The organism is Dechloromonas sp. A34 (assembly GCF_026261605.1).
GTDB lineage: Bacteria > Pseudomonadota > Gammaproteobacteria > Burkholderiales > Rhodocyclaceae > Azonexus.
In genome coordinates this window covers 3,973,321-3,995,113 of record NZ_CP102486.1, presented here as the reverse complement: position 1 = coordinate 3,995,113, position 21,793 = coordinate 3,973,321, and the positions used below count along the sequence as shown (strand labels likewise).

The 21,793-nt window shown below is 60.9% G+C and carries 22 protein-coding genes, 1 tRNA gene and 2 pseudogenes; 21 read left to right on the top strand and 4 right to left on the bottom strand.

Going from position 1 to position 21,793, the window contains the following annotated elements; genetic code table 11:
- The first annotated feature begins 48 nt into the window (after window positions 1–48).
- The 17 genes and pseudogenes from ndk (at window position 49) to NQE15_RS19865 (ending at window position 15,428) form a co-directional block, all read left to right on the top strand.
- Window positions 49–477, top strand: coding sequence for a nucleoside-diphosphate kinase (gene ndk / locus NQE15_RS19945; RefSeq protein WP_226443029.1), 429 nt, complete (start codon window positions 49–51; stop codon window positions 475–477).
- Window positions 478–562: 85 nt separating this feature from the next.
- Complete coding sequence (gene rlmN, locus NQE15_RS19940; RefSeq protein WP_265944041.1) at window positions 563–1,654, top strand: 23S rRNA (adenine(2503)-C(2))-methyltransferase RlmN; 1,092 nt, start codon at window positions 563–565, stop codon at window positions 1,652–1,654.
- Window positions 1,651–2,457: a type IV pilus biogenesis/stability protein PilW gene (gene pilW, locus NQE15_RS19935; protein ID WP_265944039.1), complete on the top strand. Its 807-nt coding sequence runs from the start codon at window positions 1,651–1,653 to the stop codon at window positions 2,455–2,457. Before rlmN ends, pilW begins: the two co-directional genes overlap by 4 nt.
- On the top strand, window positions 2,454–3,035 hold the full coding sequence (locus NQE15_RS19930; protein WP_265944037.1) for a helix-turn-helix domain-containing protein: 582 nt from the start codon (window positions 2,454–2,456) through the stop codon (window positions 3,033–3,035). Before pilW ends, NQE15_RS19930 begins: the two co-directional genes overlap by 4 nt.
- The gene (locus NQE15_RS19925; RefSeq protein ID WP_265944035.1) at window positions 3,032–3,373 is read left to right on the top strand and encodes a DUF4115 domain-containing protein; all 342 of its coding nucleotides are present in this window, start codon (window positions 3,032–3,034) and stop codon (window positions 3,371–3,373) included. Before NQE15_RS19930 ends, NQE15_RS19925 begins: the two co-directional genes overlap by 4 nt.
- A gap of 3 nt (window positions 3,374–3,376) precedes the next feature.
- Window positions 3,377–4,606, top strand: coding sequence for a flavodoxin-dependent (E)-4-hydroxy-3-methylbut-2-enyl-diphosphate synthase (ispG, locus tag NQE15_RS19920; protein WP_265944033.1), 1,230 nt, complete (start codon window positions 3,377–3,379; stop codon window positions 4,604–4,606).
- On the top strand, window positions 4,603–5,892 hold the full coding sequence (hisS, locus tag NQE15_RS19915) for a histidine--tRNA ligase (RefSeq protein WP_265944031.1): 1,290 nt from the start codon (window positions 4,603–4,605) through the stop codon (window positions 5,890–5,892). The genes ispG and hisS overlap by 4 nt, the downstream gene beginning before the upstream one ends.
- 4 nt (window positions 5,893–5,896) lie before the next feature.
- A complete protein-coding gene (locus tag NQE15_RS19910; protein WP_265944029.1) occupies window positions 5,897–6,535 on the top strand; it encodes a YfgM family protein in 639 nt (212 codons plus the stop codon).
- Window positions 6,535–7,695, top strand: a complete 1,161-nt coding sequence (bamB, locus tag NQE15_RS19905; protein WP_265944027.1) for an outer membrane protein assembly factor BamB — start codon at window positions 6,535–6,537, stop codon at window positions 7,693–7,695. The genes NQE15_RS19910 and bamB overlap by 1 nt, the downstream gene beginning before the upstream one ends.
- Window positions 7,692–9,023: a ribosome biogenesis GTPase Der gene (der, locus tag NQE15_RS19900; RefSeq protein WP_265944025.1), complete on the top strand. Its 1,332-nt coding sequence runs from the start codon at window positions 7,692–7,694 to the stop codon at window positions 9,021–9,023. Before bamB ends, der begins: the two co-directional genes overlap by 4 nt.
- Window positions 9,024–9,099: 76 nt before the next feature.
- Window positions 9,100–9,339 carry an RNA chaperone Hfq gene (gene hfq / locus NQE15_RS19895; RefSeq protein ID WP_226416256.1) on the top strand — a complete coding sequence of 80 codons (240 nt, stop codon included), beginning with the start codon at window positions 9,100–9,102 and terminating at the stop codon, window positions 9,337–9,339.
- A 60-nt stretch (window positions 9,340–9,399) separates the two neighbouring features.
- Window positions 9,400–10,554 (top strand): GTPase HflX, encoded by a 1,155-nt coding sequence (hflX, locus tag NQE15_RS19890; protein ID WP_265944022.1) that lies wholly within the window; start codon window positions 9,400–9,402, stop codon window positions 10,552–10,554.
- Window positions 10,555–10,591: 37 nt separating this feature from the next.
- Window positions 10,592–11,898, top strand: a pseudogene (gene hflK, locus NQE15_RS19885) (FtsH protease activity modulator HflK).
- Window positions 11,898–12,785 carry a protease modulator HflC gene (gene hflC / locus NQE15_RS19880; RefSeq protein ID WP_265944021.1) on the top strand — a complete coding sequence of 296 codons (888 nt, stop codon included), beginning with the start codon at window positions 11,898–11,900 and terminating at the stop codon, window positions 12,783–12,785. The pseudogene hflK and the gene hflC overlap by 1 nt, the downstream one beginning before the upstream one ends.
- The gene (locus NQE15_RS19875; RefSeq protein WP_265944020.1) at window positions 12,782–12,967 is read left to right on the top strand and encodes a DUF2065 domain-containing protein; all 186 of its coding nucleotides are present in this window, start codon (window positions 12,782–12,784) and stop codon (window positions 12,965–12,967) included. The genes hflC and NQE15_RS19875 overlap by 4 nt, the downstream gene beginning before the upstream one ends.
- A pseudogene (locus tag NQE15_RS19870) lies at window positions 12,964–14,117 on the top strand (ATP phosphoribosyltransferase regulatory subunit). Before NQE15_RS19875 ends, NQE15_RS19870 begins: the two are co-directional and overlap by 4 nt.
- 3 nt (window positions 14,118–14,120) lie before the next feature.
- Window positions 14,121–15,428: an adenylosuccinate synthase gene (locus tag NQE15_RS19865; protein WP_265944019.1), complete on the top strand. Its 1,308-nt coding sequence runs from the start codon at window positions 14,121–14,123 to the stop codon at window positions 15,426–15,428.
- 52 nt (window positions 15,429–15,480) lie between these two features.
- Here NQE15_RS19865 and NQE15_RS19860 read toward each other — a convergent pair whose 3' ends face one another.
- Both NQE15_RS19860 and NQE15_RS19855 read right to left on the bottom strand, forming a co-directional pair.
- Window positions 15,481–15,837: a hypothetical protein gene (locus NQE15_RS19860; RefSeq protein ID WP_265944018.1), complete on the bottom strand. Its 357-nt coding sequence runs from the start codon at window positions 15,835–15,837 to the stop codon at window positions 15,481–15,483.
- 231 nt (window positions 15,838–16,068) lie between these two features.
- Window positions 16,069–16,153 (bottom strand) — tRNA-Leu (locus NQE15_RS19855).
- A gap of 40 nt (window positions 16,154–16,193) precedes the next feature.
- Between NQE15_RS19855 and rnr the strand changes: the two genes are divergently transcribed.
- The 4 genes from rnr to NQE15_RS19835 all read left to right on the top strand — a co-directional run bounded on the left by rnr (window position 16,194) and on the right by NQE15_RS19835 (window position 21,003).
- Window positions 16,194–18,560, top strand: coding sequence for a ribonuclease R (gene rnr / locus NQE15_RS19850; protein WP_265944017.1), 2,367 nt, complete (start codon window positions 16,194–16,196; stop codon window positions 18,558–18,560).
- 130 nt (window positions 18,561–18,690) lie between these two features.
- A complete protein-coding gene (locus NQE15_RS19845; protein ID WP_265944016.1) occupies window positions 18,691–19,260 on the top strand; it encodes a bacteriohemerythrin in 570 nt (189 codons plus the stop codon).
- Window positions 19,261–19,337: 77 nt separating this feature from the next.
- Window positions 19,338–20,069 carry a 23S rRNA (guanosine(2251)-2'-O)-methyltransferase RlmB gene (rlmB, locus tag NQE15_RS19840; protein WP_265944015.1) on the top strand — a complete coding sequence of 244 codons (732 nt, stop codon included), beginning with the start codon at window positions 19,338–19,340 and terminating at the stop codon, window positions 20,067–20,069.
- 22 nt (window positions 20,070–20,091) lie between these two features.
- A complete protein-coding gene (locus NQE15_RS19835) occupies window positions 20,092–21,003 on the top strand; it encodes a DMT family transporter (RefSeq protein ID WP_265944014.1) in 912 nt (303 codons plus the stop codon).
- On the opposite strand, the gene NQE15_RS19830 is transcribed toward NQE15_RS19835, so the two are convergent.
- A complete protein-coding gene (locus tag NQE15_RS19830) occupies window positions 20,977–21,408 on the bottom strand; it encodes a thioredoxin fold domain-containing protein (RefSeq protein ID WP_265944013.1) in 432 nt (143 codons plus the stop codon). The genes NQE15_RS19835 and NQE15_RS19830 overlap by 27 nt on opposite strands.
- Before the next feature lie 64 nt (window positions 21,409–21,472).
- Window positions 21,473–21,784, bottom strand: a complete 312-nt coding sequence (locus NQE15_RS19825) for a cytochrome c (protein ID WP_265944012.1) — start codon at window positions 21,782–21,784, stop codon at window positions 21,473–21,475.
- Window positions 21,785–21,793: the final 9 nt, after the last annotated feature.

Genomic DNA, 21,793 nt, shown 5'->3' with positions numbered 1-21,793 from the left:
GCTAAAATTGCCCGTTTTTCAACTGTCTAGCTTTTGCGGAGCAATTAAATGGCTATCGAACGCACCCTCTCCATCATCAAACCCGACGCAGTCGCCAAGAACGTCATTGGCAAGATCTATTCCCGTTTCGAAACCAACGGTCTGAAGATCGTCGCTTCCAAGATGGCCTGGCTGTCCCCGCAAGAAGCCGGTCAGTTCTACGGTGTGCACAAAGAACGTCCCTTCTTCAAGGATCTGGTTTCCTTCATGATTTCCGGCCCGGTGATGATCCAGGTGCTGGAAGGCGAAAACGCCATCGCCAAGAACCGCGAACTGATGGGCGCCACCGATCCGAAGAAGGCTGACGCCGGCACCATCCGCGCCGACTTCGCCGAATCCATCGACGCCAACGCCGTGCACGGTTCCGATGCGCCGGAAACCGCCGCCGTCGAAATCGGCTTCTTCTTCCCGGGCATGAACGTTTACGCCGGTCGTTGATTCAAATATCCGTCGTCCCCGCCGGTGCGGGGATCCAGAAACCTCTGGATTCCCGCATTGGCGGGAATGACGGACTGGGATGCTGATGCAAAATCTTCTTGATCTCGATGCTGAAGGCCTGACCGCCTGGTTTGCCGCGCAGGGCGAAAAGCCTTTCCGCGCCCGGCAAGTTCTGCGCTGGATTCATCGTTCCGGTGTGGCGGATTTCGATGCCATGACCGATATTGCCAAGAGCCTTCGCGAGAAGCTCAAGGCGAAAGCCGTCGTCTTGCCGCCGGCGGTGGTCTCCGACAAGTTGTCGGATGACGGCACGCGCAAGTTTTTGATCGATGTCGGTAATGGCAATGCCGTGGAAACGGTGTTCATTCCCGAGGATGACCGAGGTACGCTCTGCGTGTCCACGCAAGCCGGCTGTGCCCTCGACTGTGCATTCTGTTCGACCGGCAAGCAGGGCTTTAACCGCAATCTGACGGTGGCCGAGATCATCGGCCAGCTTTGGCAGGCCAATAACGCGCTCGGTGCGGTGCATGGCGACGAACGGGTTATTTCCAATGTCGTGCTGATGGGCATGGGCGAACCGCTTGCCAATTTCGAAAATTCCGTCGCCGCGCTCAAGTTGATGCTCGACGACAACGCCTATGGTCTGTCGCGCCGCCGCGTCACGGTGTCTACCTCAGGTCTGGTGCCGGTCATGGACCGCTTAGGCGATGAGTGCCCGGTGGCCCTGGCGGTCTCGCTGCATGCGCCGAATGACAAGCTGCGCGACCAGCTGGTGCCGATCAACCAGAAATACCCCCTGAAAGAGCTGATGGCCGCCTGCCGGCGTTATCTGGAGAAGGCGCCGCGAGATTTCATTACCTTCGAGTACATCATGCTCGATGGCATCAACGACAGCGATGCCCACGCCCGTGAATTGCTGGCGTTGGTCAAATCGGTGCATTGCAAATTCAACCTGATTCCCTTCAACCCCTTCCCGGGGTCGCCATTCAAGCGTTCGCCAGCTGAACGGGTACGGCGCTTCGCCGATATCCTGATGACGGCAGGCATTATTACCACGACGCGCAAGACACGCGGCGATGATATCGATGCCGCCTGCGGCCAACTGGCCGGGCAGGTCAAGGATAAGACCAAGCGCACAGCTGGACGGATCATCCCCCTCAAGGAGGCAAGGCCGTGAAGAGTCTTTCGCTGAAAAGCCGGATTGCCGGCGTGTGTCTGAGTGTGCTTTGTGTTTTTTCAGCCTACGCCCAGACTCAGTACAACTTTGAGCAGACGCCGAACGGGCGCAATCTGGCGGCCAGCGATCCGCGCAACCGCGCCCGGATTCATACGGAACTGGGGGCCATGTACTACCAGGGTGGCAATATGTCGGTCGCACTCGACGAACTACGTGTCGCGCTCGCAGCTGACTCGGGGTATCACCAGGCCTACAGCATTCGCGGTCTGGTCTACGCTGCGCTCAAGGAAAACGGCAAGGCCGAGGACGATTTTCGGCGTGCTTTGAGTATTGCGCCGAACGACCCGGAAGTGAATAACAACTATGGCTGGTACCTTTGCGAAACCGGCAAGGAGCGCCAGTCCATTGCCTATTTCCTAAATGCGCTGAAGAGCCCGTTGTACGAGACCCCGGATCGCGCCTATACCAATGCCGGTACCTGTGCATTAAAGGCGGGTGATCTGGAAGGAGCTCAAGGCTATCTGCTTCAGGCCGTACAACTCTCGCGTGACGGCGCGCAGACCGCGCGTTTCCAGCTGGCCAAGATTTTTTACAAGCGCGGCATCCTCGAAGAGTCGAGGATCTACCTCAATGAAGCGCTCAAAATGATGGAGCCGCCGACGGCCGAAGCCCTCTGGCTGGGCGTCCGGCTCGAGCGCAAATTGGGCAATCGGGGAGGTGAGGGAGGCTACGCGTCGCAATTGCGCAGCCGCTACCCGACGTCCCCCGAATATCAGGAATTCCTCAAGGGTAATTTTGAATGAGTGAGCAGATCGGTTCCGACGAGATTGCTGTCGACGAGGTCTCGTCTACTTCCCTGCCGTCGGTGGGCGAGCAACTTGCTGCGGCCCGCCAGGCGCGCGGGCTGGACGTTCTCGACATCGCCCAGGCGCTGAAGCTGGGTCCGCGCCAGGTTGAGGCACTGGAAAATGGGGATTGGCAGGGATTGCCGGGACAGACGTTCGTCCGTGGTTTTGTCCGCAATTACGCCCGGTTGGTCCAGATCGATCCGGCACCGTTGATGATGCAACTCGACGGCGTCCTCGAAAAGCCGGTCAGCAGCTTGTCCGTTCCCGAAACGCGCCCGACGTCGATGCCGCTGACCGGGGGTTCTGCGTCGCGGCGGGACCGTGCGGTGATGCTGACGGGGGCGGGCTGGTACTGCTTGCCGCCCTGGTTTATTTCCTTTTGCCCAACGACCTTTCGGCTTGGCGCGACAATACGCAGAGTCTGCTCGACTCGCTGGCCCGCAAGGAAGTGCCGGCTACCCCGCCGGCAGATGCCGTTGCGCCATCGGCCGACCCGGTATTTCCGCCGGGCGCGACACCGCAGCAGGTCATGAATCCGCAGGCTTTGGCCCCGCTCGATGCGCCGCCTCCCGCGCTTGCCGCGGACGGATCGGCGCCGCCGCAAAACCTGGAGAAGCCGGCACCGGTAGCCAATGCGCCGCAGATGCGATTTGTTTTCGACAAGGACTCGTGGCTGGAAGTGCGTAATCGCGACAACAAGCTGGTGTTCTCGCAGCGGCTTGCGGCGGGTAGCGAGCAGATACTGTCCGGCGAAGGTCCGCTTTCGCTGGTCATCGGCTATGCGCCGGGCGTCAAGTTGTACTGGCATGGACAGCCGGTCGACCTCGTTCCGCATACGCGTGGCGATGTCGCACGCCTGGTTCTGGAGTAAGCCATGAGTGCGCTTGCCCGGCGCCTGACGCGCGCCACCCGAATCGGCCATGTCGCGATCGGCGGCACCGCCTCGGTGGTCGTTCAGTCGATGACCAATACCGATACCGCCGACTACCTGGCGACTGCCCTGCAGTGTGCCGAACTGGCGCGCGCCGGCTCGGAACTGGTGCGCATTACGGTCAACTCGCCGGAAGCTGCCGCCGCCGTGCCGAAGATCCGTGAGCATCTCGACCGGATGAACTGCAACGTGCCGCTGATCGGCGATTTTCACTACAACGGCCATCGTCTGCTGACCGACCATCCGGCCTGCGCTGAGGCGCTGGCCAAGTACCGGATCAATCCGGGCAACGTCGGCTTCGGCAAGAAAAAGGATGAGCAGTTCGCGCAGATGGTCGAACTGGCCTGCAAGTACGACAAACCCGTACGCATCGGCGTCAACTGGGGGAGCCTCGACCAGGACCTGATGGCCCGCATCATGGACGAGAACAGCAAGCGTGCCGAGCCGCTCGACGCCACCGCGATCATGCGCCACGCGATGGTCACCTCGGCGCTCGAGTCAGCCGCCAAGGCCGAGGAAGTCGGTCTGGCCGGCGAGAAGATCATCCTCTCCTGCAAGGTTTCCAGTGTGCAGGACCTGATCGCCATCTACCGCGAACTCTCCAGGCGGGCCGACTATGCGCTGCATCTTGGCCTGACCGAGGCCGGCATGGGTTCGAAGGGTATCGTCGCCTCTACCGCCGCGCTCTCCGTGCTGCTCCAGGAAGGCATCGGCGACACCATCCGCGTTTCGCTGACCCCCGAGCCCGGCGGTTCGCGCAGCCAGGAAGTGATCGTCGCCCAGGAAATCCTGCAGACCATGGGGCTGCGCGCCTTCACGCCGATGGTTGCGGCCTGCCCGGGCTGCGGCCGCACGACCAGTACCTTGTTCCAGGAACTGGCCGGCGATGTCCAGGATTTCGTCCGCGCCAAAATGCCGGAATGGAAACTGCAATATGATGGTGCCGAGAACATGACGCTGGCCGTCATGGGCTGTATCGTCAACGGCCCCGGCGAGTCGAAGCATGCCAACATCGGCATTTCGCTGCCCGGCACCGGCGAGGCGCCGTCGGCCCCGGTTTACGAGGACGGGGTGAAGACCGTCACGCTCAAGGGCGAACATATCAGCGCCGAATTCAAGGACATCATCGAGCGCTACGTCCAGCGCACCTACAAGAAGAAACTGCAAGCATGAGTCAAACGTTGCAAGCCGTGCGCGGGATGAACGACATCCTGCCCGAAGAAGCGGCATTCTGGGAACTGTTCGAGGACACCATCCGTGCGTGGCTGAAGGGCTACGGCTATCGCCCCATCCGCATGCCCATCGTCGAACCGACGCCGCTCTTCAAGCGCGCCATCGGTGAAGTCACCGATATCGTCGAGAAGGAAATGTATTCCTTTATCGACGGCCTGAACGGCGAGGCGCTGACCTTGCGTCCCGAAGGCACTGCTGGTTGCGTGCGTGCCGTGATCGAGCACAACCTGGCCGCCCGTCAGACACAGCGCCTCTACTACATCGGCCAGATGTTCCGTCATGAACGGCCGCAGAAGGGGCGTTACCGCCAGTTTCATCAGGTCGGCGTCGAATCCTTCGGCTTCACCGGTCCGGACATCGATGCCGAAATGATACTGATGGGCGCCCGCCTGTGGGCCGATCTCGGCCTCGACGGCATCGAACTGCAGCTCAACAGCCTAGGCCAGGCGGAGGAGCGCGCCCAGCACCGGGCGGCCTTGATCGCCTATTTCGAGGAACACGCCGAGCTGCTCGACGAAGATGCCAAGCGCCGTCTGCACACCAACCCGCTGCGCATCCTCGATACCAAGAACCCGGCGATGCAGGATCTTTGCGCTGCCGCACCGAGGCTGATCGACTACCTCGGGGCCGAGTCACTGGCGCATTTTGAGGGCGTCCAGCGCGTGTTACGCGATGCCGGCATCCCCTTCACAATCAATCCGCGTCTGGTGCGCGGCCTCGATTACTACAACCTGACCGTCTTCGAATGGGTCACCGACAAGCTCGGCGCCCAGGGGACGGTCTGTGCCGGCGGCCGTTACGACGGACTGGTCGAGCAACTCGGTGGCAAGCCGACGCCGGCCTGCGGCTTTGCGATGGGCGTCGAACGCCTGATCGCATTGATCAGAGACTCCGGCGGCGAACCGGCGGCTCCGGCGCCTGATGTCTATTTGGTGCATCAAGGTGATGTCGCTTCCCGCCAGGCTTTCCGCGTTGCCGAAGGGCTGCGCGACCAGGGGATTAACGTGTTGCTGCATTGCGGTGGCGGCAGCTTCAAGTCGCAGATGAAGAAAGCCGATGGCAGCGGGGCGACATTTGCCGTCATCATCGGCGACGATGAAGCGGCGACCGGTGAAGCCCAACTCAAGGCGCTGCGCGAAGAAGGCGTGGCCCAACTTAAACTGAAGGTCGATGATCTGGCGGATGCCATCATCGGGCAATTGATCGATTCGGACGAAGAGGAATAAGCGGATGGCGCACTACGACCTAGAAGAACAGGAACAGATCGACACGCTGAAAACCTGGTGGAAGATGTATGGCAACCTGGTGACCGGTGTGATCACTGTGTTTTGCCTGGCAGTGATCGGCTGGCAAGGCTGGAACTGGTATCAGCGGGGCCAGTCGACACAGGCGGCGGCGATCTATGCGGTCCTCGAACAGGCTGTGGCGGCTGGCGATGCCCAGAAGGTCAAGTCGTCTGCCGGCGAACTGGCGGAAAAGTTCGGCAGCACCAGTTATGCTTCTCTAGCCGCTTTGCTGGCGGCCAGGCAATCCTTTGAAGCAGGCGACCTCAAAACGGCCAAGGCACAGCTGAGCTGGGCTGCCGCCAATGGCAAGGATGAGGTCAAGGATCTCGCCCGTCTGCGTTTGGCAGCCGTGCACCTTGACGAAAAAGCCTATGACGAGGCGCTGAAGCAATTGGCTGGGGCCTCGTTGCCCGCCTTCGAGGCTCGTTTTCAGGAGCTGAAGGGTGATGTGCTGGCCGCCCAGGGCAAGAAGTCCGAAGCGCGCGGTGCCTACCAAGCCGCCCTGGACCATGCTTCCGGCAAGGCCGGCGCCGGGCGCGAACTGCTCCGGCAAAAGCTTGACAGCCTGGGGAAGGCCGCCTGATGTCACGCCGCCTGCTTGTTCTGTTGGCCGCTGCCGGACTGTTGCTCGGCGGTTGTGCGACCGTTTCCGACGCGATCAATTCGATCAACCCCTTCACCAGTGCCGCGCCCAAGATGGCCGCGTTGAAGCCGATTGTCGCGACCGCTGAAGTTCGCACGCAGTGGTCGGCCGGTGCGGGCAAGGCAGGCGATTACACCTTTGCGCCGGCCGTGCTGGGCAGTGCCATTTACATCGCTGGCCGTGACGGTGCGCTCAGCAAGATCGAAGATGGCAAAACCATATGGAAAATCAACGTCGGTCAGCCCTTGTCGGCTGGGGTCGGGGCCGGTGGTCAGTTGGTCGTGGTTGCCACGCCCAAGGGCGATGTCCTGGCCTTTTCGACCGAGGATGGCAAGCCGCGTTGGCAGGCCAAGGTGACCAGCGAGGTGCTGGCCTCGCCGACCGTGGGTAACGAGGGCGTCGCCGTCAAGAGTGGTGACAACCGCGTCTTCCTGTTCGATGCTGGTGACGGTGGCCGCAAGTGGGTTTATCAACGTTCGACGCCGAGCTTGTCGATTCGCAGTGCAGGGGCGCCGATCTTTGCCGATCGTTTCGTTTTTGTCGGCTTTCCCGGTGGCAAGTTGGTTGCCCTGTCCTTGCAGAATGGTGCGCCGGTCTGGGAGGGAGCGGTGGCGCTCCCCAAGGGGGCGACTGAGCTTGATCGCGTTGCCGATATCGTGGCCTCTCCTGTCATCGAAGGCAGCCAGATTTGTGCCGTCGCCTTTCAGGGCCGCGTGGCTTGTTTCGACATGAGCCAGGGGGGGGCGATGATCTGGTCGCGTGACATTTCGTCGGCCGCTGGTCTGGTCCTTGACGGGCGCTACCTGTTCGTCACCGACGAGAAGGGCGCAGTCCATGCCCTGGATCGATTGTCCGGCAGCAGCCTGTGGAAGCAGGACAAGCTGCTCAATCGCCGCCTGTCCGGCCCGGCCGTTCGTCGTGGGCTGGTCGCCGTGGCCGATGCCGAGGGCATCGTCCATTTTCTTTCCCGTGAGGACGGCAGCTTTGCCGCCCGCATGAAGACCGACGGAACGCCCGTGCGTGCCCCGGTTCAATTGCTCGGTTCAAGCTTTCTGGTGCAAACCGCGGGCGGCAACGTGAGCGCAATCGAGGCGCAATGAAACCTACGCTCGTTCTGGTTGGCCGACCCAATGTCGGCAAGTCCACTCTTTTCAATCGCCTGACCAAGTCGCGCGACGCCATCGTCGCCGACATGCCGGGGCTGACCCGCGACCGTCACTACGGTCACGGCAAGCTGGGGCGCAAACCCTATCTGGTTGTCGATACAGGCGGTTTCGAGCCGCTGATCAAAGAAGGCATCCTGCACGAAATGGCGCGCCAGACCGAGCAGGCGATTGCCGAGGCTGATGCTGTCATTTTCGTGGTCGACGGTCGTACCGGCATTACGCCGCACGACAAGGAAATCGCCAACAAGCTGCGGCGCATTGGCCGGCCGGTCTTTGTCGCTGTCAACAAGGCGGAAGGCATGAATGCCGGTATGGTCGAGGCGGAGTTCCACGAGCTCGGTCTCGGCGAACCCAATGCCATTTCCTCGGCTCACGGCGAAGGCGTTCGCGGCTTGGTCGATCTGGCCCTGGAGTCCTTTCCGGAGCCGGACGAAGAGGAAGAAAAATCCGATGCCATCCGGGTGGCAATTGTCGGGCGACCGAATGTCGGCAAGTCGACGCTGATCAACACGCTGCTCGGTGAAGAGCGCGTCATCGCTTTCGATGCGCCGGGCACGACACGGGATTCGATTGAGATCGATTTCGAACGCGGCGGCCGCAAGTATGTACTGGTCGATACGGCGGGTATGCGCAAGCGCGGCAAGGTCTTCGAGTCGATCGAGAAGTTCTCAGTGGTGAAGACCCTGCAGGCGATCGAGGATGCCAATGTCGTCATCCTGATGGTGGATGCCCAGGCTGATGTTTCCGAGCAGGATGCCCATATTGCCGATTTCATCGTGCAATCCGGTCGGGCGCTGGTGGTTGCTGTTAACAAATGGGATGGCCTCGATGCCTACACCCGTGAGCAAACGCGCCTGATCCTGCAGCGCAAGCTGAAATTCCTCGATTTCGCCAAATTCCACTTTATTTCGGCACGCGACAATATTGGTCTGGAGTCCATGTTCCGGTCAGTCGATTCCGCTTTCACGGCGGCCATGACCAAGATGTCCACACCACGCCTGGCGCGGGTGCTGATCGACGCGGTTGCCAGGCAGGCGCCGCCCAAGCATGGCCTTTTCCGGCCGAAGCCGCGCTATGCCCACCAGGGCGGTTCCAACCCCCCGATCATCGTCGTTCACGGAAATGCGGTCGATCACATCACCGACAGCTATCGTCGTTATCTTGAACACACTTTCCGCGAGGCCTTCAAATTGCAGGGAACGCCTTTGCGCATCCAGTTTGTTACCGCGAAAAATCCGTTTGCCGACAAAGACAAGAAATAAACCCTAAATGCTTTGGCAACCCGAAGTATTTTGGGTACATTAGGCAACTCATAACAACACACATGGAGTCCACACCATGAGCAATAAAGGGCAACTCTTACAAGACCCCTTCCTCAACGCTCTCCGTCGAGAGCATGTTCCCGTCTCAATCTACCTGGTGAACGGGATCAAATTGCAGGGCCAGGTTGAGTCCTTCGATCAGTACGTTGTACTGTTGAAGAACACGGTTACCCAGATGGTATACAAGCATGCCATCTCGACGGTGGTTCCGGCTCGCCCGGTCAACCTCCAGCAAGAACAGGCGGCGGAACAATAAGCCCATGTTCCAGGGCTCGCTATTTTAGCGGGCCAATGCTTCTCGCGTCAGTAAATGCCCATGACTGAACGACCCGCCGCCGGTGAACGTGCGGTGATCGTGCAGCTTGATTTTGGCCAACCGGACCTCGAGGATCAACTGAAAGAAGTTCGCCTGCTGGCTGAATCGGCCGGCGGCATAGTGGTTGCGGAAGTTTTTGGCCGTCGTCATAGTCCCGATCCCAAAACCTTTGCCGGTAAAGGCAAGGTGCAGGAGATTGCAGCGATGCTGGCTGCTGGCGACTCCGATCTGGTGATTTTCAATCACGAACTGTCGCCGGCCCAGGAACGTAATCTTGAACGCGAACTCAAATGTCGCGTGATTGACCGGACCAGTCTGATTCTCGATATCTTCGCCCTGCGCGCTTCCAGCGCCGAGGGTAAATTGCAGGTTGAACTGGCCCAGCTTGAACATTTGTCGACCCGCCTGGTGCGGGGCTGGACTCACCTGGAGCGGCAGCGGGGCGGTATCGGTATGCGCGGGCCTGGCGAAACACAGCTTGAAACCGACCGCCGCTTGCTCGGCAATCGGGTCAAATTGCTCAAGGAGCGACTGGAAAAACTTTCGCGCCAGCGCGGTGTGCAGCGCAAGGCGCGTCGGCGTGGCGACACCCTCAACGTCTCGCTGGTTGGCTACACCAATGCCGGCAAATCGACGTTGTTCAATGCCTTGACCCATGCCGGTGTCTTTGCAGCCGACCAGTTGTTCGCGACCCTGGATACCACGGCGCGCAAGCTGTGGATCGAGGGAGCGGGCAATATCGTGATTTCCGATACCGTTGGCTTCATCCGCGATCTGCCTCACTCTCTGGTCGATGCTTTTCATGCCACGCTGGAGGCCGCTATCGACGCAGATGTCCTGTTGCATGTAGTGGATAGCGCCAGTCATGCCCGTGACGAGCAAATTTATGAAGTCAAGAAGGTGCTCGAGGAAATCGGTGCCGGCCAGATGCGCCAGGTCATCGTCTGGAACAAGATCGACCTGACCGATGCCGCGCCGGGAGTCGAGCGCGACGAGTATGGTAATATCGCGCGCGTTCGCGTCAGTGCGCGCTCGGGAGTTGGCCTGGATTTGCTGCGGGAATCACTGGCCGAATATGCACGAGCAAAGGCTGAGGCAAGGCGGAAGGCGCTGGCCGACGCCGAGCACGAAGCCCAACACGACTACACTAATTGAAATCCCCAAACCCATGATTCCTACGTTAGGTATTTTCATGTCGCTCAATGACCCGCAATGGGGCAACCGTGGCAGCAATGACGGTGACAAGCCCGGTGGTGGTGGTCCTCGTCGCCCGAATGACGGCCCCCCGATCTCGAAGAGTTGTGGCGCGATTTCAATCGCAAGCTGTCCGGTATGTTTGGCAAGAAGGGCGGTGGCGGCAACGGCGGCGACGGTCCGCGCATGCCCAACATCGATTTCAATCCCAAGTTTCTCGGTGGCGGGATCGGCCTGATCGCCGGTCTGGTCGCCGTTGTCTGGCTGGCGTCGGGTTTCTATATTGTCGACGCCTCACAGCGCGGCATCGTTCTTCAGTTCGGCAGCTACAAGGAATCCACCGAGCCCGGCCTGCGCTGGCGTTTTCCGTACCCCTTCCAGTCACATGAACTGGTCAATCTGTCCGGCGTGCGCACACTGGAAATCGGTTATCGCGGCACGGAACGCAACAAGGTGCTGAAAGAGGCCTTGATGCTGACAGATGATGAAAACATCGTGAACATTCAGTTTGCCGTGCAATACATATTGAAGGATCCGGTCGAGTATCTGTTCAACAATCGTTCTACCGACGAAGCCGTGATGGGAGCTGCTGAATCCGCAGTCCGGGAAATCGTCGGCAAGAGTGAAATGAACTTCGTTCTGTACGAAGGACGCGAGCAGATCGCGACCCAGGCCGCCAAGTTGATGCAGGACATCCTCGATCGCTACAAGAGTGGCATTCTGGTCTCCAAGGTGACCATGCAGAATGCCCAGCCGCCGGAGCAGGTGCAAGCGGCGTTTGACGACGCAGTGAAAGCCGGTCAGGATCGTGAGCGCCAGAAGAATGAAGGTCAGGCTTACGCTAACGACGTGATTCCAAAGGCCAAGGGTACTGCAGCACGCCTGCTCGAAGAGGCCAACGGCCACAAGCAGCGCGTCATCTCGACGGCGGAAGGCGATGCCTCGCGCTTCCGTCAGGTTCAGGTCGAATACGCCAAGGCCCCGGAAGTCACTCGTCAGCGCCTGTATCTGGAAACCATGCAGCAGGTCTATGCCAATACCAGCAAGGTCCTGGTCGATGCCAAGGGGCAGGGCAACCTGCTTTATCTGCCGCTCGACAAGCTGATGCAGTCGGCGGCGGGCATGACTGCCGCTCAGGTTGGTCCGGTCGAAGCGCCGGCCGCCAATACGGCGGTGCGGCCGTCTTCACCGTTGTCGTCGGAGGCTCCACCACAAGTTGAGCGGGCGCCGCAGGTGGGCGGTGGATCATATTCGGGAAGTTCGCGCGAAGGTTCATTGCGCTCGCGTGATCGGGAGGGGCGTTGATGAGTCCGCGTATCAATCTGTTAGGTGCCGTTGCTGCCACCGTGCTGGTGGTCATGGCGATGTCGATCTTTACCGTCGATCAGCGTCTTTACGCGCTGGTTTTCCAGCTGGGCGAAGTCAAGCGGGTGATTACCGAACCGGGTCTGAATTTCAAGATTCCGATGGTCCAGAACGTCCGCTATTTCGAGAAGCGCATCATCACGCTCGATAACGCCGACCCGGAACGCTTCATTACTTCTGAGAAGAAGAATGTTCTGGTCGACTCCTATATCAAGTGGCGCATCGTCGATCCCAGCCTCTACTACATTTCGGTGGGCGGCGATGAAACGCGGGCCAGGACGCGCCTGAACCAGACGGTCAACGCCGGTTTGCGCGAGGAATTCGGCAAGCGGACGGTGCATGACGTGGTTTCCGGCGAACGCGACAAGATCATGGAACAGATGCGCGAAAAGGCCGATGCCGACGCCCGCAAGATCGGCGTCCAGATCGTCGACGTCCGCCTGAAGCGGGTTGAACTGCCGACCGAGGTCAGCGATGCGGTCTATCGCCGGATGGAGGCGGAGCGCAAACGCGTCGCCAACGAACTGCGTTCGGAAGGTTCGGCCGAGGCTGAGAAAATCCGTGCCGATGCTGATCGTCAGCGCGAAATCATCATTGCCGATGCCTACCGCGACGCGCAGAAGATCAAGGGCGAAGGCGATGCCAAGGCTTCGGCGATCTATGCCGGGGCGTTCAGTGCAAATCCCGAGTTCTACGCCTTCTATCGCAGCCTCGAGGCCTATCGCGGCAGTTTCAAAAACAAAAACGATGTACTGGTGGTCGAGCCGAGTTCCGATTTCTTCAAGTATATGAAAAGCCTCGGTCGTGGTAACGACAAGGGCAAATGACATCGACCATCCTGCTTGCCTTCGCGCTGATGCTGGTGCTCGAAGGTGCCATGCCTTTTATTGCGCCGGCGGCTTGGCGTGAAACCTTTCGCCGCCTCATTCAATTCTCGGACGGGCAGATTCGCTTCGTTGGTCTGACCTCGATGCTGATCGGGCTCGTCCTTTTAGTCCTTTTCTCATGAACTGGCTGTTACCTGAATACATTGCCGATGCGCTGCCGGCCGAAGCCGCGCGCATCGAACGTCTGCGCCGCAGCATTCTCGATCACTTTCGGGGCGTGGTTTTGAATTTGTCATGCCACCAATGCTGGAGTACCTGGAGTCGCTGTTGACCGGTGCCGGGCAGGATCTCAAGCTGCGCACCTTCAATCTGGTCGACCAGCTTTCCGGGCGAACCATGGGGGTGCGCGCCGACATCACGCCGCAGGCGGCCCGGATCGACGCCCATCTGTTGAATCATCAAGGCGTAACCCGTCTCTGTTATTGCGGCCACGTACTGCACACCCTGCCGGCAAGCGTTTCTGCCGGGCGCGAGCCTGTCCAGATCGGTGCCGAACTCTACGGTTATGCCGGGATCGAGGCCGATCTCGACATCATTCGTCTGATGGCAGGTGCTTTTGCTGTCATCAAGCTGCCGATCAGTCGCATCGACCTTGGGCATGTCGGCATCTTCCGTGCCCTGGCCGAAGCGGCCGGGCTGCCGAAGGAGGACGAGGAAAACGTCCTCAGTCTGCTCCAGGCCAAGGATGTGCCGGGACTGATGGAGGCATGTGCCGCCGTCCCTTCGCCTTATCGTGAGGCACTGATTGCCTTGCCGCAGCTATATGGCGGGGCCGAGGTCCTGCAGCGGGCGGCGACCGAATTGCCCGACTTGCCGGCAATCGCCGGCGCGCTCGACGGCTTGCGCCATCTGTTTGGTGCGGCTCCCGAACTGCCGTTCTCGATCGATTTGTCCGATCTGCGCGGTTATCACTATCACAACGGAGTGGTCTTTGCCGCCTACTGTCCCGGTTATCCGGTGGCGATTGCCCTGGGCGGCCGCTACGACGGCGCTGGCAAGACCTTTGGTCGGGCCCGGCCGGCTACCGGCTTTTCGATGGATTTGCGCGAAGTGGCCCGATTGGTCCCGCCGGGTCGGTTACAGGGGGCGATTCTCGCTTCCTACGCCGGTCACTACAAGTTGTTGGCGGCCCATATCGCGGCACTGCGCGAGCAGGGGGAGATCGTCGTCGAACTGCTGCCGGGCGAGACGGCCTGCGAAGGCCCCATGTGCGACCGCAAGCTCGTCCAGGTCGGTGGGCAATGGATTATTGAAGCAATACAAGAGGATTAAGAAATGGCCAAGAATGTCATCGTGGTGGGCACCCAGTGGGGTGACGAGGGGAAGGGCAAGATCGTCGACTGGCTGACCGACCACGCCAGTGGTGTGGTGCGTTTTCAGGGCGGCCACAACGCCGGTCATACGCTGGTCGTCGGCGAACAGGTGTACAAGCTGAATCTGGTGCCTTCCGGCATCGTGCGCGATGGGGTGGACTGCTACATCGGCAACGGCGTGGTGCTCGACATCCATCACCTGCTGTCGGAAATCGCCGAGCTGGAAAAAGGCGGCATCGACGTCCGTTCGCGCCTCAAGATCAGCCCGGGCTGTCCGCTCATCCTGCCTTACCACTCGGCCATCGACCAGGCGCGTGAGGGAGCGAAGGCCGAGGACAAGAAGATCGGCACGACCGGCAAGGGCATTGGCCCGACTTATGAAGACAAGGTTTCGCGCCGCGGCCTGCGTGTCTATGACCTGTTCCACCCGGAACGTTTCGCCGAGAAGCTCAAGGAAGTCCTGGAGTACCACAACTTCGTGCTGACCCAGTATTTCAAGGCGCCGGCCGTCGATTACCAGACTGTGCTTGATCAGGCGATGGCAGATGCCGAGCAGATCCGGCCGATGGTGACCGATGTTTCCGCCGCGCTCTATGCCGCCAATCAGGCCGGTCAGAACCTGCTGTTCGAAGGTGCCCAGGGGACGCTGCTCGACATCGATCACGGCACCTATCCGTTTGTCACGTCCTCCAACTGTGTGGCCGGTCAGGCGTCAGCCGGCGCCGGCATCGGTCCGGGCATGCTGCATTACGTTCTGGGTATCACCAAGGCCTACTGCACCCGTGTCGGTGGCGGTCCTTTCCCGAGCGAGCTAGATATCGACACCGAAGGCGTGCCGGGTTACCAGATGTCGCAGGTCGGTCGCGAATTTGGTACGGTGACCGGGCGCAAGCGCCGCTGCGGCTGGTTCGATGCCGCCGCACTGCGTCGTTCGGGCCGGATCAACGGCCTCACAGGCTTGTGCATCACCAAACTGGATGTGCTGGATGGTCTTAAGGAACTCAGCATCTGTACCGGCTACAAGCTCGACGGCAAGGTACTTGACCTGCTGCCGATCGGCGCCGATGAGGTCGCCCGTTGTGAGCCGATTTACGAAACCATGCCCGGCTGGACGGGCACGACCTTTGGCGTCAAGCGTTGGGAAGACCTGCCGGTCAATGCCCAGGCCTACCTGAATCGTCTGGAAGTCCTCTGCGAAGTGCCGATCGCCATCGTGTCGACCGGCCCCGAGCGCGACGAGACCATCCTCAAGGAGCATCCCTTCAACTGATCCGGTTGGCGATCGCGCAAAGAGCAACGGGCCGCAAGGCCCGTTTTAATTTTCAGCGCGGCGGCATCACCTGTTGCCAGGGTTCGGGGCAGTCGCGGACATAGGGGTAATACTGTTCATACGGCTGGCAGTAGTACCAGTTGCCCGATTCAGGTGGCGGTTGGTAGCTGCGGGGTGGTGCCACGTATACCGGTGCGGCGTTGGCCTGGTTGTAGGCGGCGGCTCCAATCGCGAGTCCGGTGATGGCGAGGATTGCCGCTGGTCCGATCCAGTTGTTGTGGCGACCGCCCCCGTCGTAATGCTGGCGATGGCCGCCGTGGCCGCCATGACGGCTCCACTCGGCCTGGGCCGTTCCGGCAGTGCCCAGTGCAAGGCTGATGGCCAGGCAGATGGCGGTAGTCTTTTTCATGATTCGGCTCGCAAGGGTGGTGGTGACAAGCCGAATAACGCAGAGAGGATGCCGGCGATTACCGGCGCAGTGTACGCAAGTGTTAGCAATTGTTGCCGGGGAGGACTGGCGCAGCGGGCTGTGAGACAATGCGGCCCAGTTGAGACGAACCGTGCATTGGCCGGTTGTGTTGAAAACCCCGGCAGAAATGAAAAAAGGCCTTGTTTGAACAAGGCCTTCTATCAAAATCGCTGGTGCCCAGGAAGGGACTCGAACCCCCACGGAGTTACCCGCTAGTACCTGAAACTAGTGCGTCTACCAATTCCGCCACCTGGGCACAGATGCGAAGAGCCGCCATTATAGAGAAAGAAGAAAAGATGTCAATTAAAAAATTATCAAAAATCCGCCGTGCCGATCCGTTCTTCGAGCGTGAATCCCTCCGTTATGAACAACCGTTGCCGTCCCGTGAATACGTTTCCCAGGTGTTGACCGACGAGGCCCGGCCGCTGGGGCTCGTCGAGTTGATTGAATTGCTGGATATTTCCGAAAGCGAGCGCGAGATGTTCCAGCGCCGCCTGGGGGCCATGGAACGCGAGGGCCAGCTGCTGCGCAACCGCAAGGGGGCTTATATCTTGCCCGAGCGGGCCAGCCTGACAGCGGGGAGAATTCAAGGTCACCCGGATGGTTACGGTTTTCTAGTGCCGGATGACGGTAGTCCCGACATCTTTCTCGACCAGCGCCAGATGGGCAAGGTTTTGCATGGCGACCGCGCCCTGGTGCGGATCATGGGCCTGGACCGCAAGGGGCGGCCGGAGGGCAGTATTGTCGAGGTCACCGAACGGGTCAACAGCAAGGTTGTCGGCCGTGTATTTGTCGAGCACGGCGTCGTTTTCGTGGTTCCCGAGAACCGCCGTATCGCGCAGGACATCCTGGTGCCACCGGAGAAGAAGGCCAAGACAAAACCGGAGTCCGGGCAGGTGGTGATGGTCGAGATCATCGAGCAGCCCAGCAAGTTTTCGCAGCCGATCGGGCGCATCATTGAAGTGCTGGGCAACTATGCCGATCCTGGCATGGAAATCGAGATCGCGCTGCGCAAGCATGATTTGCCCTTCGAGTTCTCGAAGAAGGCATTGGAAGAAAACAAGGCCTTGCCGGACAAGGTCAAGAAAGCCGATCTGGCCGGGCGCGAGGATCTGCGCGAGTTGCCGCTGGTGACCATCGACGGCGAGACGGCACGCGATTTCGACGATGCCGTCTATTGCGAGAAGAAGGGGCGGGGCTGGCGGCTAGTCGTCGCGATTGCCGACGTCTCGCATTACGTGCGGCCGGGTATGGCGCTCGACAAGGAAGCCCTGGAGCGCGGCAACTCGGTGTATTTCCCGCGCCGCGTCATCCCCATGCTGCCGGAGAAACTGTCCAACGGCATCTGCTCGTTGAACCCGGATGTTGAGCGCATGGCCATGGTTTGTGACATGGCGATCAGCGCCGCCGGCAAGATCGGCGAGTACCGGTTCTACCCGGCGGTCTTCCGCTCGCATGCCCGGCTGACCTACAACCTGGTCTGGTCATGGCTGTCCGGCGAGGCGAAACCGGAAAGTGACATCCACAAGGCTCTGCAGCCGCACCTGAAAAATCTTTACAAGCTCTTCCAGGCCCTGCACAAGGCGCGCAGCACGCGCGGTGCGATCGACTTCGAGACGACCGAAACGCAAATGCTGTTCAATGCCGAGGGCAAGATCGAGAACATCGTGCCGGTCGTCCGCAACGACGCACACCGGGTTATCGAAGAGTGCATGCTGGCGGCCAATGTCTGCGCCTCGGACTTCCTCGCTGCGCACAAGCAGACCTGTCTGTACCGGGTGCATGCGGCGCCCTCCGACGAGAAGCTGACCAACCTGCGCGCCTTCCTCGGCGAATTCGGGATGGCGCTGGGTGGCGGTGACGACCCACGGGCCAAGGACTACGCGGTGCTGCTTGAGAAGATCAAGCTGCGCCCGGATTTCCAGCTCTTGCAGACCGTGATGCTGCGCTCGCTGAAGCAGGCGATGTACAGCCCGGACAATGTCGGCCATTTCGGTCTGGCCTACGAGCACTACACGCACTTCACCTCGCCGATCCGGCGCTACCCTGACTTGCTGGTGCATCGCGCGATCAAGGCCGTGCTGGCCAAGGAAACCTACACGCCGACCAGCAGCTGGGACGATATCGGCCTCCAGTGCTCGTCAACCGAACGGCGGGCCGACGAGGCGACGCGCGATGTCGAGAACTGGCTGAAATGCTTCTTTATGAAGGAGCGCATCGGCGAGGTCTTCGACGGCACCATCTCGGCGGTGACGGGCTTCGGCATCTTCGTGGCGCTCGATACGATCTACGTCGAAGGCCTGGTTCATGTTTCGGATCTGGGTGAGGATTACTTCCAGTTCGACAACGTCAAGCACCAGATGCTGGGTGAGCGAACCGGGCAGCGTTTCCGACTGGGGGACCGGGTGCGGGTCAAGCTGGTGCGGGCCGATCTCGAGTCCAACAAGATCGATTTCGTCCTGGTCAGGACGGATGGCAGCTCGGCAGCGCGCAAGTCGATGGGCCGGAAGGCGCCGGAAGCGCGGGAGCGTAATCAGGAGAAGCCGGTGGGTAAGGCGACGGTCAAAGTGGCCACCAAGAAGAGTGTGTCCAAAACTGCTGGCAAACGGACGGCAAAGCCGGACGCTCGGCCACCGGCAAAGAAGGCGGCCAAGCGGCGCTGAGTCTGAAGATCGCGATGGCGTGTGCGCTGTCGGAAAACCGGCCGAATATTCCTTGAAAACAACGGTATTTCTGATTCAGGTTTGAAATATTGCTCTAGAATATTAGGTTTTCCGAGGGTGCGGGGCAGCGATGGCAGATCACGGTTTGCACTTGATGGCGGAAGCACCGGTGGCGATGGCCACCAAAGAACCAGATGGCTGGTTGGCGAATGTCGACCTGCCGCCTGAGCTGGTTACAGGGCATCAGGTCATCGATGCCGAACACCGCCTCCTGCTCTCCAGCATATCCGGCTTGCGCCGGATATGCGTCGATCAAGTCAATTGCCCGCATTGCGGCAATTGCCAGGAGTCGGCACGCAAACATTGCGAAATGCAACTCGTGGCCATGCTCGGCGATGTCCTTTCCTTCGTTCTCGATCACTTCAAGACCGAAGAAGCCATCATGCGGGATTCGTTGCTGAAACTGGTCGATCGCGAACTCTGTGAGGCACATATGGAGGACCACGCGGCGATTTCCGGCAAAGTGCAGGAAATTGTCGCGGCGCTTGATCCGATGAACAACGTCGGGCTGATCCGCGAACTCGATTGCCTGCTCTCCCGCTGGATCATCAATCATATTGCGCTGCATGACATGCAGCTGGTGCACTGGGTCGAGCGCGAAGACTCCGTCCTCCGTCAGATCAACCCAAACGCGCGTTGATGGCCCCTCCTCGGGGCCGGGTTCTGACCTGATGCCTGGCGCGGTAAAATTCGCGCCTTGTCTTACTGAAAGCTGCCATGTCGTCCCGCCTGATTTACGGCTTCCATGCCGTCACCGCCAAGTTGCGCCATGATCCCGCTGCGCTTAAGGAAATTTTTGTCGATGCCTCCCGCCAGGATACGCGCGCCCGCGATCTGCTCGCCCATGCCGAGTTGCAAGGCATCAAGATTCTGGCCAGCGACGGCAAGCGGCTGGATGCCATGGCGCCGGGTGCCAAGCACCAGGGCGTTATCGCTCGCGTCGAGGGCGGGCGCAAGCTGGCCCATCTCGACGACGTTCTCGATACGCTGGAAGAACCAGCCTTTCTGCTTGTGCTCGACGGTATTACTGATCCGCGCAATCTCGGTGCCTGCCTGCGCGTCGCCGATGCCGTCGGCGTCCATGCCGTGATCGCGCCGAAGGACCGGGCCGCCGGCTTGACGGATGTGGCAATGAAAACCGCCAGCGGTGCCGCCGAGACCGTGCCCTACGTGATGGTGACCAACCTGGCGCGGACCCTGCGCGAGTTGCAGGAGCGCGAGATCTGGGTAATCGGTACAGCCGGCGAAGCCGAGCGCGATCTCTATGCTGCCGAGTGGCCGGTCGCCACGGCCTGGGTGCTGGGCGCCGAAGGCGAGGGCATGCGCCGGCTGACGCGGGAAACCTGCGACCAGTTGGTGAGCATCCCGATGCATGGCTCGGTAGAGAGCCTGAACGTTTCGGTGGCGGCCGGCGTCTGTCTTTACGAAGCGCGTCGCCGTCGCGCCTGATCGCGGCGACGGGGTTCGCCTGATGACCCATCGGCGCGCCGTGGCACTGATGGTGCTGGTGACGCTGCTGTGGAGCGTGGCGGGGGTGGTCACGCGGCATCTCGATGCGGCGCGCAGCTTCGAGGTCACCTTCTGGCGCAGCGCCTTCAATGCCCTGGCGCTGGTCGTCGCCCTCGGCTGGCTGCGCGGTCCCGCCCTGTGGTCGGGGCTGGTCCATGGCGGGCGGGCAGTCTGGATCTCCGGGGTCTGCTGGGCGGTGATGTACACCGCTTTCATGGTGGCGCTGACCCTGACCTCGGTGGCCAACGTGCTGGTCACCATGGCGCTCAGTCCGGTGCTGACCGCCTTGTTTTCGCGGCTATTTCTCGGTCACGTTCTTCCGCTCCGCAGCTGGCTGGCGATTGTCGTGGCGGGAGGCGGTATCGCCTGGATGTTTGGCACCCAGGCCGGCGAGGGGGCTTCGCTGCTCGGCTCGCTGGTCGCCTTTGCCGTGCCGCTGGCCGGGGCGATCAATCTGACCGTCCTGCAACATGCCGGTGCGGATCCGACGAAGACGCAGGACATGCTGCCCGCGGTGCTGATCGGCGCTCTGTTGTCGGCCTGCGCAACCCTGCCCCTGGCCTGGCCATTTGAGGCTTCCAGCCATGATCTGGGTCTGCTCGCGCTGCTCGGCATGGTGCAACTGGCGGTTCCTTGTCTGTTGATGGTGCGCCTGAGCCGCGAACTGCCGGCCCCGGAAATCGCGCTGCTCGCCCTGCTCGAGGTGGTTTTCGGGGTGGCCTGGGCCTGGCTGGGAGCCGGCGAGCAACCGTCGGCCAGCGTGCTGCTCGGCGGTGGCCTGGTTCTGCTCGCCCTGGTCGCCAACGAAAGTCTGGCCCTGCGCCAGACGCGCCAGGCCGGATGCGCCCTAACGGCCGCGCAGCGCGGCGATTGACTGCTCGATGGCGTCGTCCAGGTAGCTCTGGTAGAAGTCGGGAAGCCGGGCGCCGACGATCGGGGCAGCCAGGCGCTTCCCCTCCGGACCGTAAAAGGCGACGACCGGAAACAGTTTGATCTTTTCGCGATCAGCAAAGCCGCCGTGGGTGGTCGCTTCCCCGCGGAAATCGATCAGGGCGGCCGAACTGTCCTGGTTGATCTGGCGGACCAGCACCCAGGTGCGATAGCGCGGGTGGCTGGCCAGCGGTTTCAGATAGTCGCGCTTGACCGTTGCACAGTATTTGCAGTCATCACGGCTGAACAGAATGATCAACGGCCCGCCCTGGCGGAAGGCCTGTTTGGCCTCGTTGCGCAAATCCACGGCGGGCGGCAGCTCGGCGCCGAATCCCGGCGCCGGCAGCATACTGCAGGCCAGGAGCAGAAGGGCGAGGACGGTGTTTTTCGCACCACGGGTGCGGTGCCGGAACTCAGTTTTCAAAGTGGTAATAGTGTTTGTTCAACCAGGCCGCGACACTGCCTTCCTCCTCGGGGAACCAGCCGGCGCTGACCATCGCGTTGCAGGATGCGACGCGTTGCAGCAGTTCCAGCTGGTTCGACAGCATGCGGCCATCGCGGGTGTACATTTTGCTTCCGTCGCCGCCATACATCTTCGTGTGGCAGCTTTGGCAGGCCTTGTCATGCAGCGGTTTGGCTGCATCAAGATCGACCTTGCCCCAGGGTTCCTCGGCCAGGGCTGGCAAGGCGAGCAGGGCGATGAATGCGGTGATGGGCAGGCGCATGATGTCTCC

What these genes read in the sequence shown, in the direction of transcription:
- hflC (WP_265944021.1), top strand. Translation starts at nt 11,898, where the DNA reads ATGAGTCCGCGTATCAATCTGTTAGGTGCCGTTGCTGCCACCGTGCTG.
- NQE15_RS19925 (WP_265944035.1), top strand. Translation starts at nt 3,032, where the DNA reads ATGAATCCGCAGGCTTTGGCCCCGCTCGATGCGCCGCCTCCCGCGCTT.
- hfq (WP_226416256.1), top strand. Translation starts at nt 9,100, where the DNA reads ATGAGCAATAAAGGGCAACTCTTACAAGACCCCTTCCTCAACGCTCTC.
- hflX (WP_265944022.1), top strand. Translation starts at nt 9,400, where the DNA reads ATGACTGAACGACCCGCCGCCGGTGAACGTGCGGTGATCGTGCAGCTT.
- NQE15_RS19875 (WP_265944020.1), top strand. Translation starts at nt 12,782, where the DNA reads ATGACATCGACCATCCTGCTTGCCTTCGCGCTGATGCTGGTGCTCGAA.
- bamB (WP_265944027.1), top strand. Translation starts at nt 6,535, where the DNA reads ATGTCACGCCGCCTGCTTGTTCTGTTGGCCGCTGCCGGACTGTTGCTC.
- NQE15_RS19860 (WP_265944018.1), bottom strand. Translation starts at nt 15,837, where the DNA reads ATGAAAAAGACTACCGCCATCTGCCTGGCCATCAGCCTTGCACTGGGC.
- NQE15_RS19845 (WP_265944016.1), top strand. Translation starts at nt 18,691, where the DNA reads ATGGCAGATCACGGTTTGCACTTGATGGCGGAAGCACCGGTGGCGATG.
- rnr (WP_265944017.1), top strand. Translation starts at nt 16,194, where the DNA reads ATGTCAATTAAAAAATTATCAAAAATCCGCCGTGCCGATCCGTTCTTC.
- NQE15_RS19865 (WP_265944019.1), top strand. Translation starts at nt 14,121, where the DNA reads ATGGCCAAGAATGTCATCGTGGTGGGCACCCAGTGGGGTGACGAGGGG.
- NQE15_RS19930 (WP_265944037.1), top strand. Translation starts at nt 2,454, where the DNA reads ATGAGTGAGCAGATCGGTTCCGACGAGATTGCTGTCGACGAGGTCTCG.
- der (WP_265944025.1), top strand. Translation starts at nt 7,692, where the DNA reads ATGAAACCTACGCTCGTTCTGGTTGGCCGACCCAATGTCGGCAAGTCC.
- NQE15_RS19825 (WP_265944012.1), bottom strand. Translation starts at nt 21,784, where the DNA reads ATGCGCCTGCCCATCACCGCATTCATCGCCCTGCTCGCCTTGCCAGCC.
- ndk (WP_226443029.1), top strand. Translation starts at nt 49, where the DNA reads ATGGCTATCGAACGCACCCTCTCCATCATCAAACCCGACGCAGTCGCC.
- rlmN (WP_265944041.1), top strand. Translation starts at nt 563, where the DNA reads ATGCAAAATCTTCTTGATCTCGATGCTGAAGGCCTGACCGCCTGGTTT.
- ispG (WP_265944033.1), top strand. Translation starts at nt 3,377, where the DNA reads ATGAGTGCGCTTGCCCGGCGCCTGACGCGCGCCACCCGAATCGGCCAT.
- NQE15_RS19830 (WP_265944013.1), bottom strand. Translation starts at nt 21,408, where the DNA reads ATGCTGCCGGCGCCGGGATTCGGCGCCGAGCTGCCGCCCGCCGTGGAT.
- rlmB (WP_265944015.1), top strand. Translation starts at nt 19,338, where the DNA reads ATGTCGTCCCGCCTGATTTACGGCTTCCATGCCGTCACCGCCAAGTTG.
- NQE15_RS19910 (WP_265944029.1), top strand. Translation starts at nt 5,897, where the DNA reads ATGGCGCACTACGACCTAGAAGAACAGGAACAGATCGACACGCTGAAA.
- hisS (WP_265944031.1), top strand. Translation starts at nt 4,603, where the DNA reads ATGAGTCAAACGTTGCAAGCCGTGCGCGGGATGAACGACATCCTGCCC.
- NQE15_RS19835 (WP_265944014.1), top strand. Translation starts at nt 20,092, where the DNA reads ATGACCCATCGGCGCGCCGTGGCACTGATGGTGCTGGTGACGCTGCTG.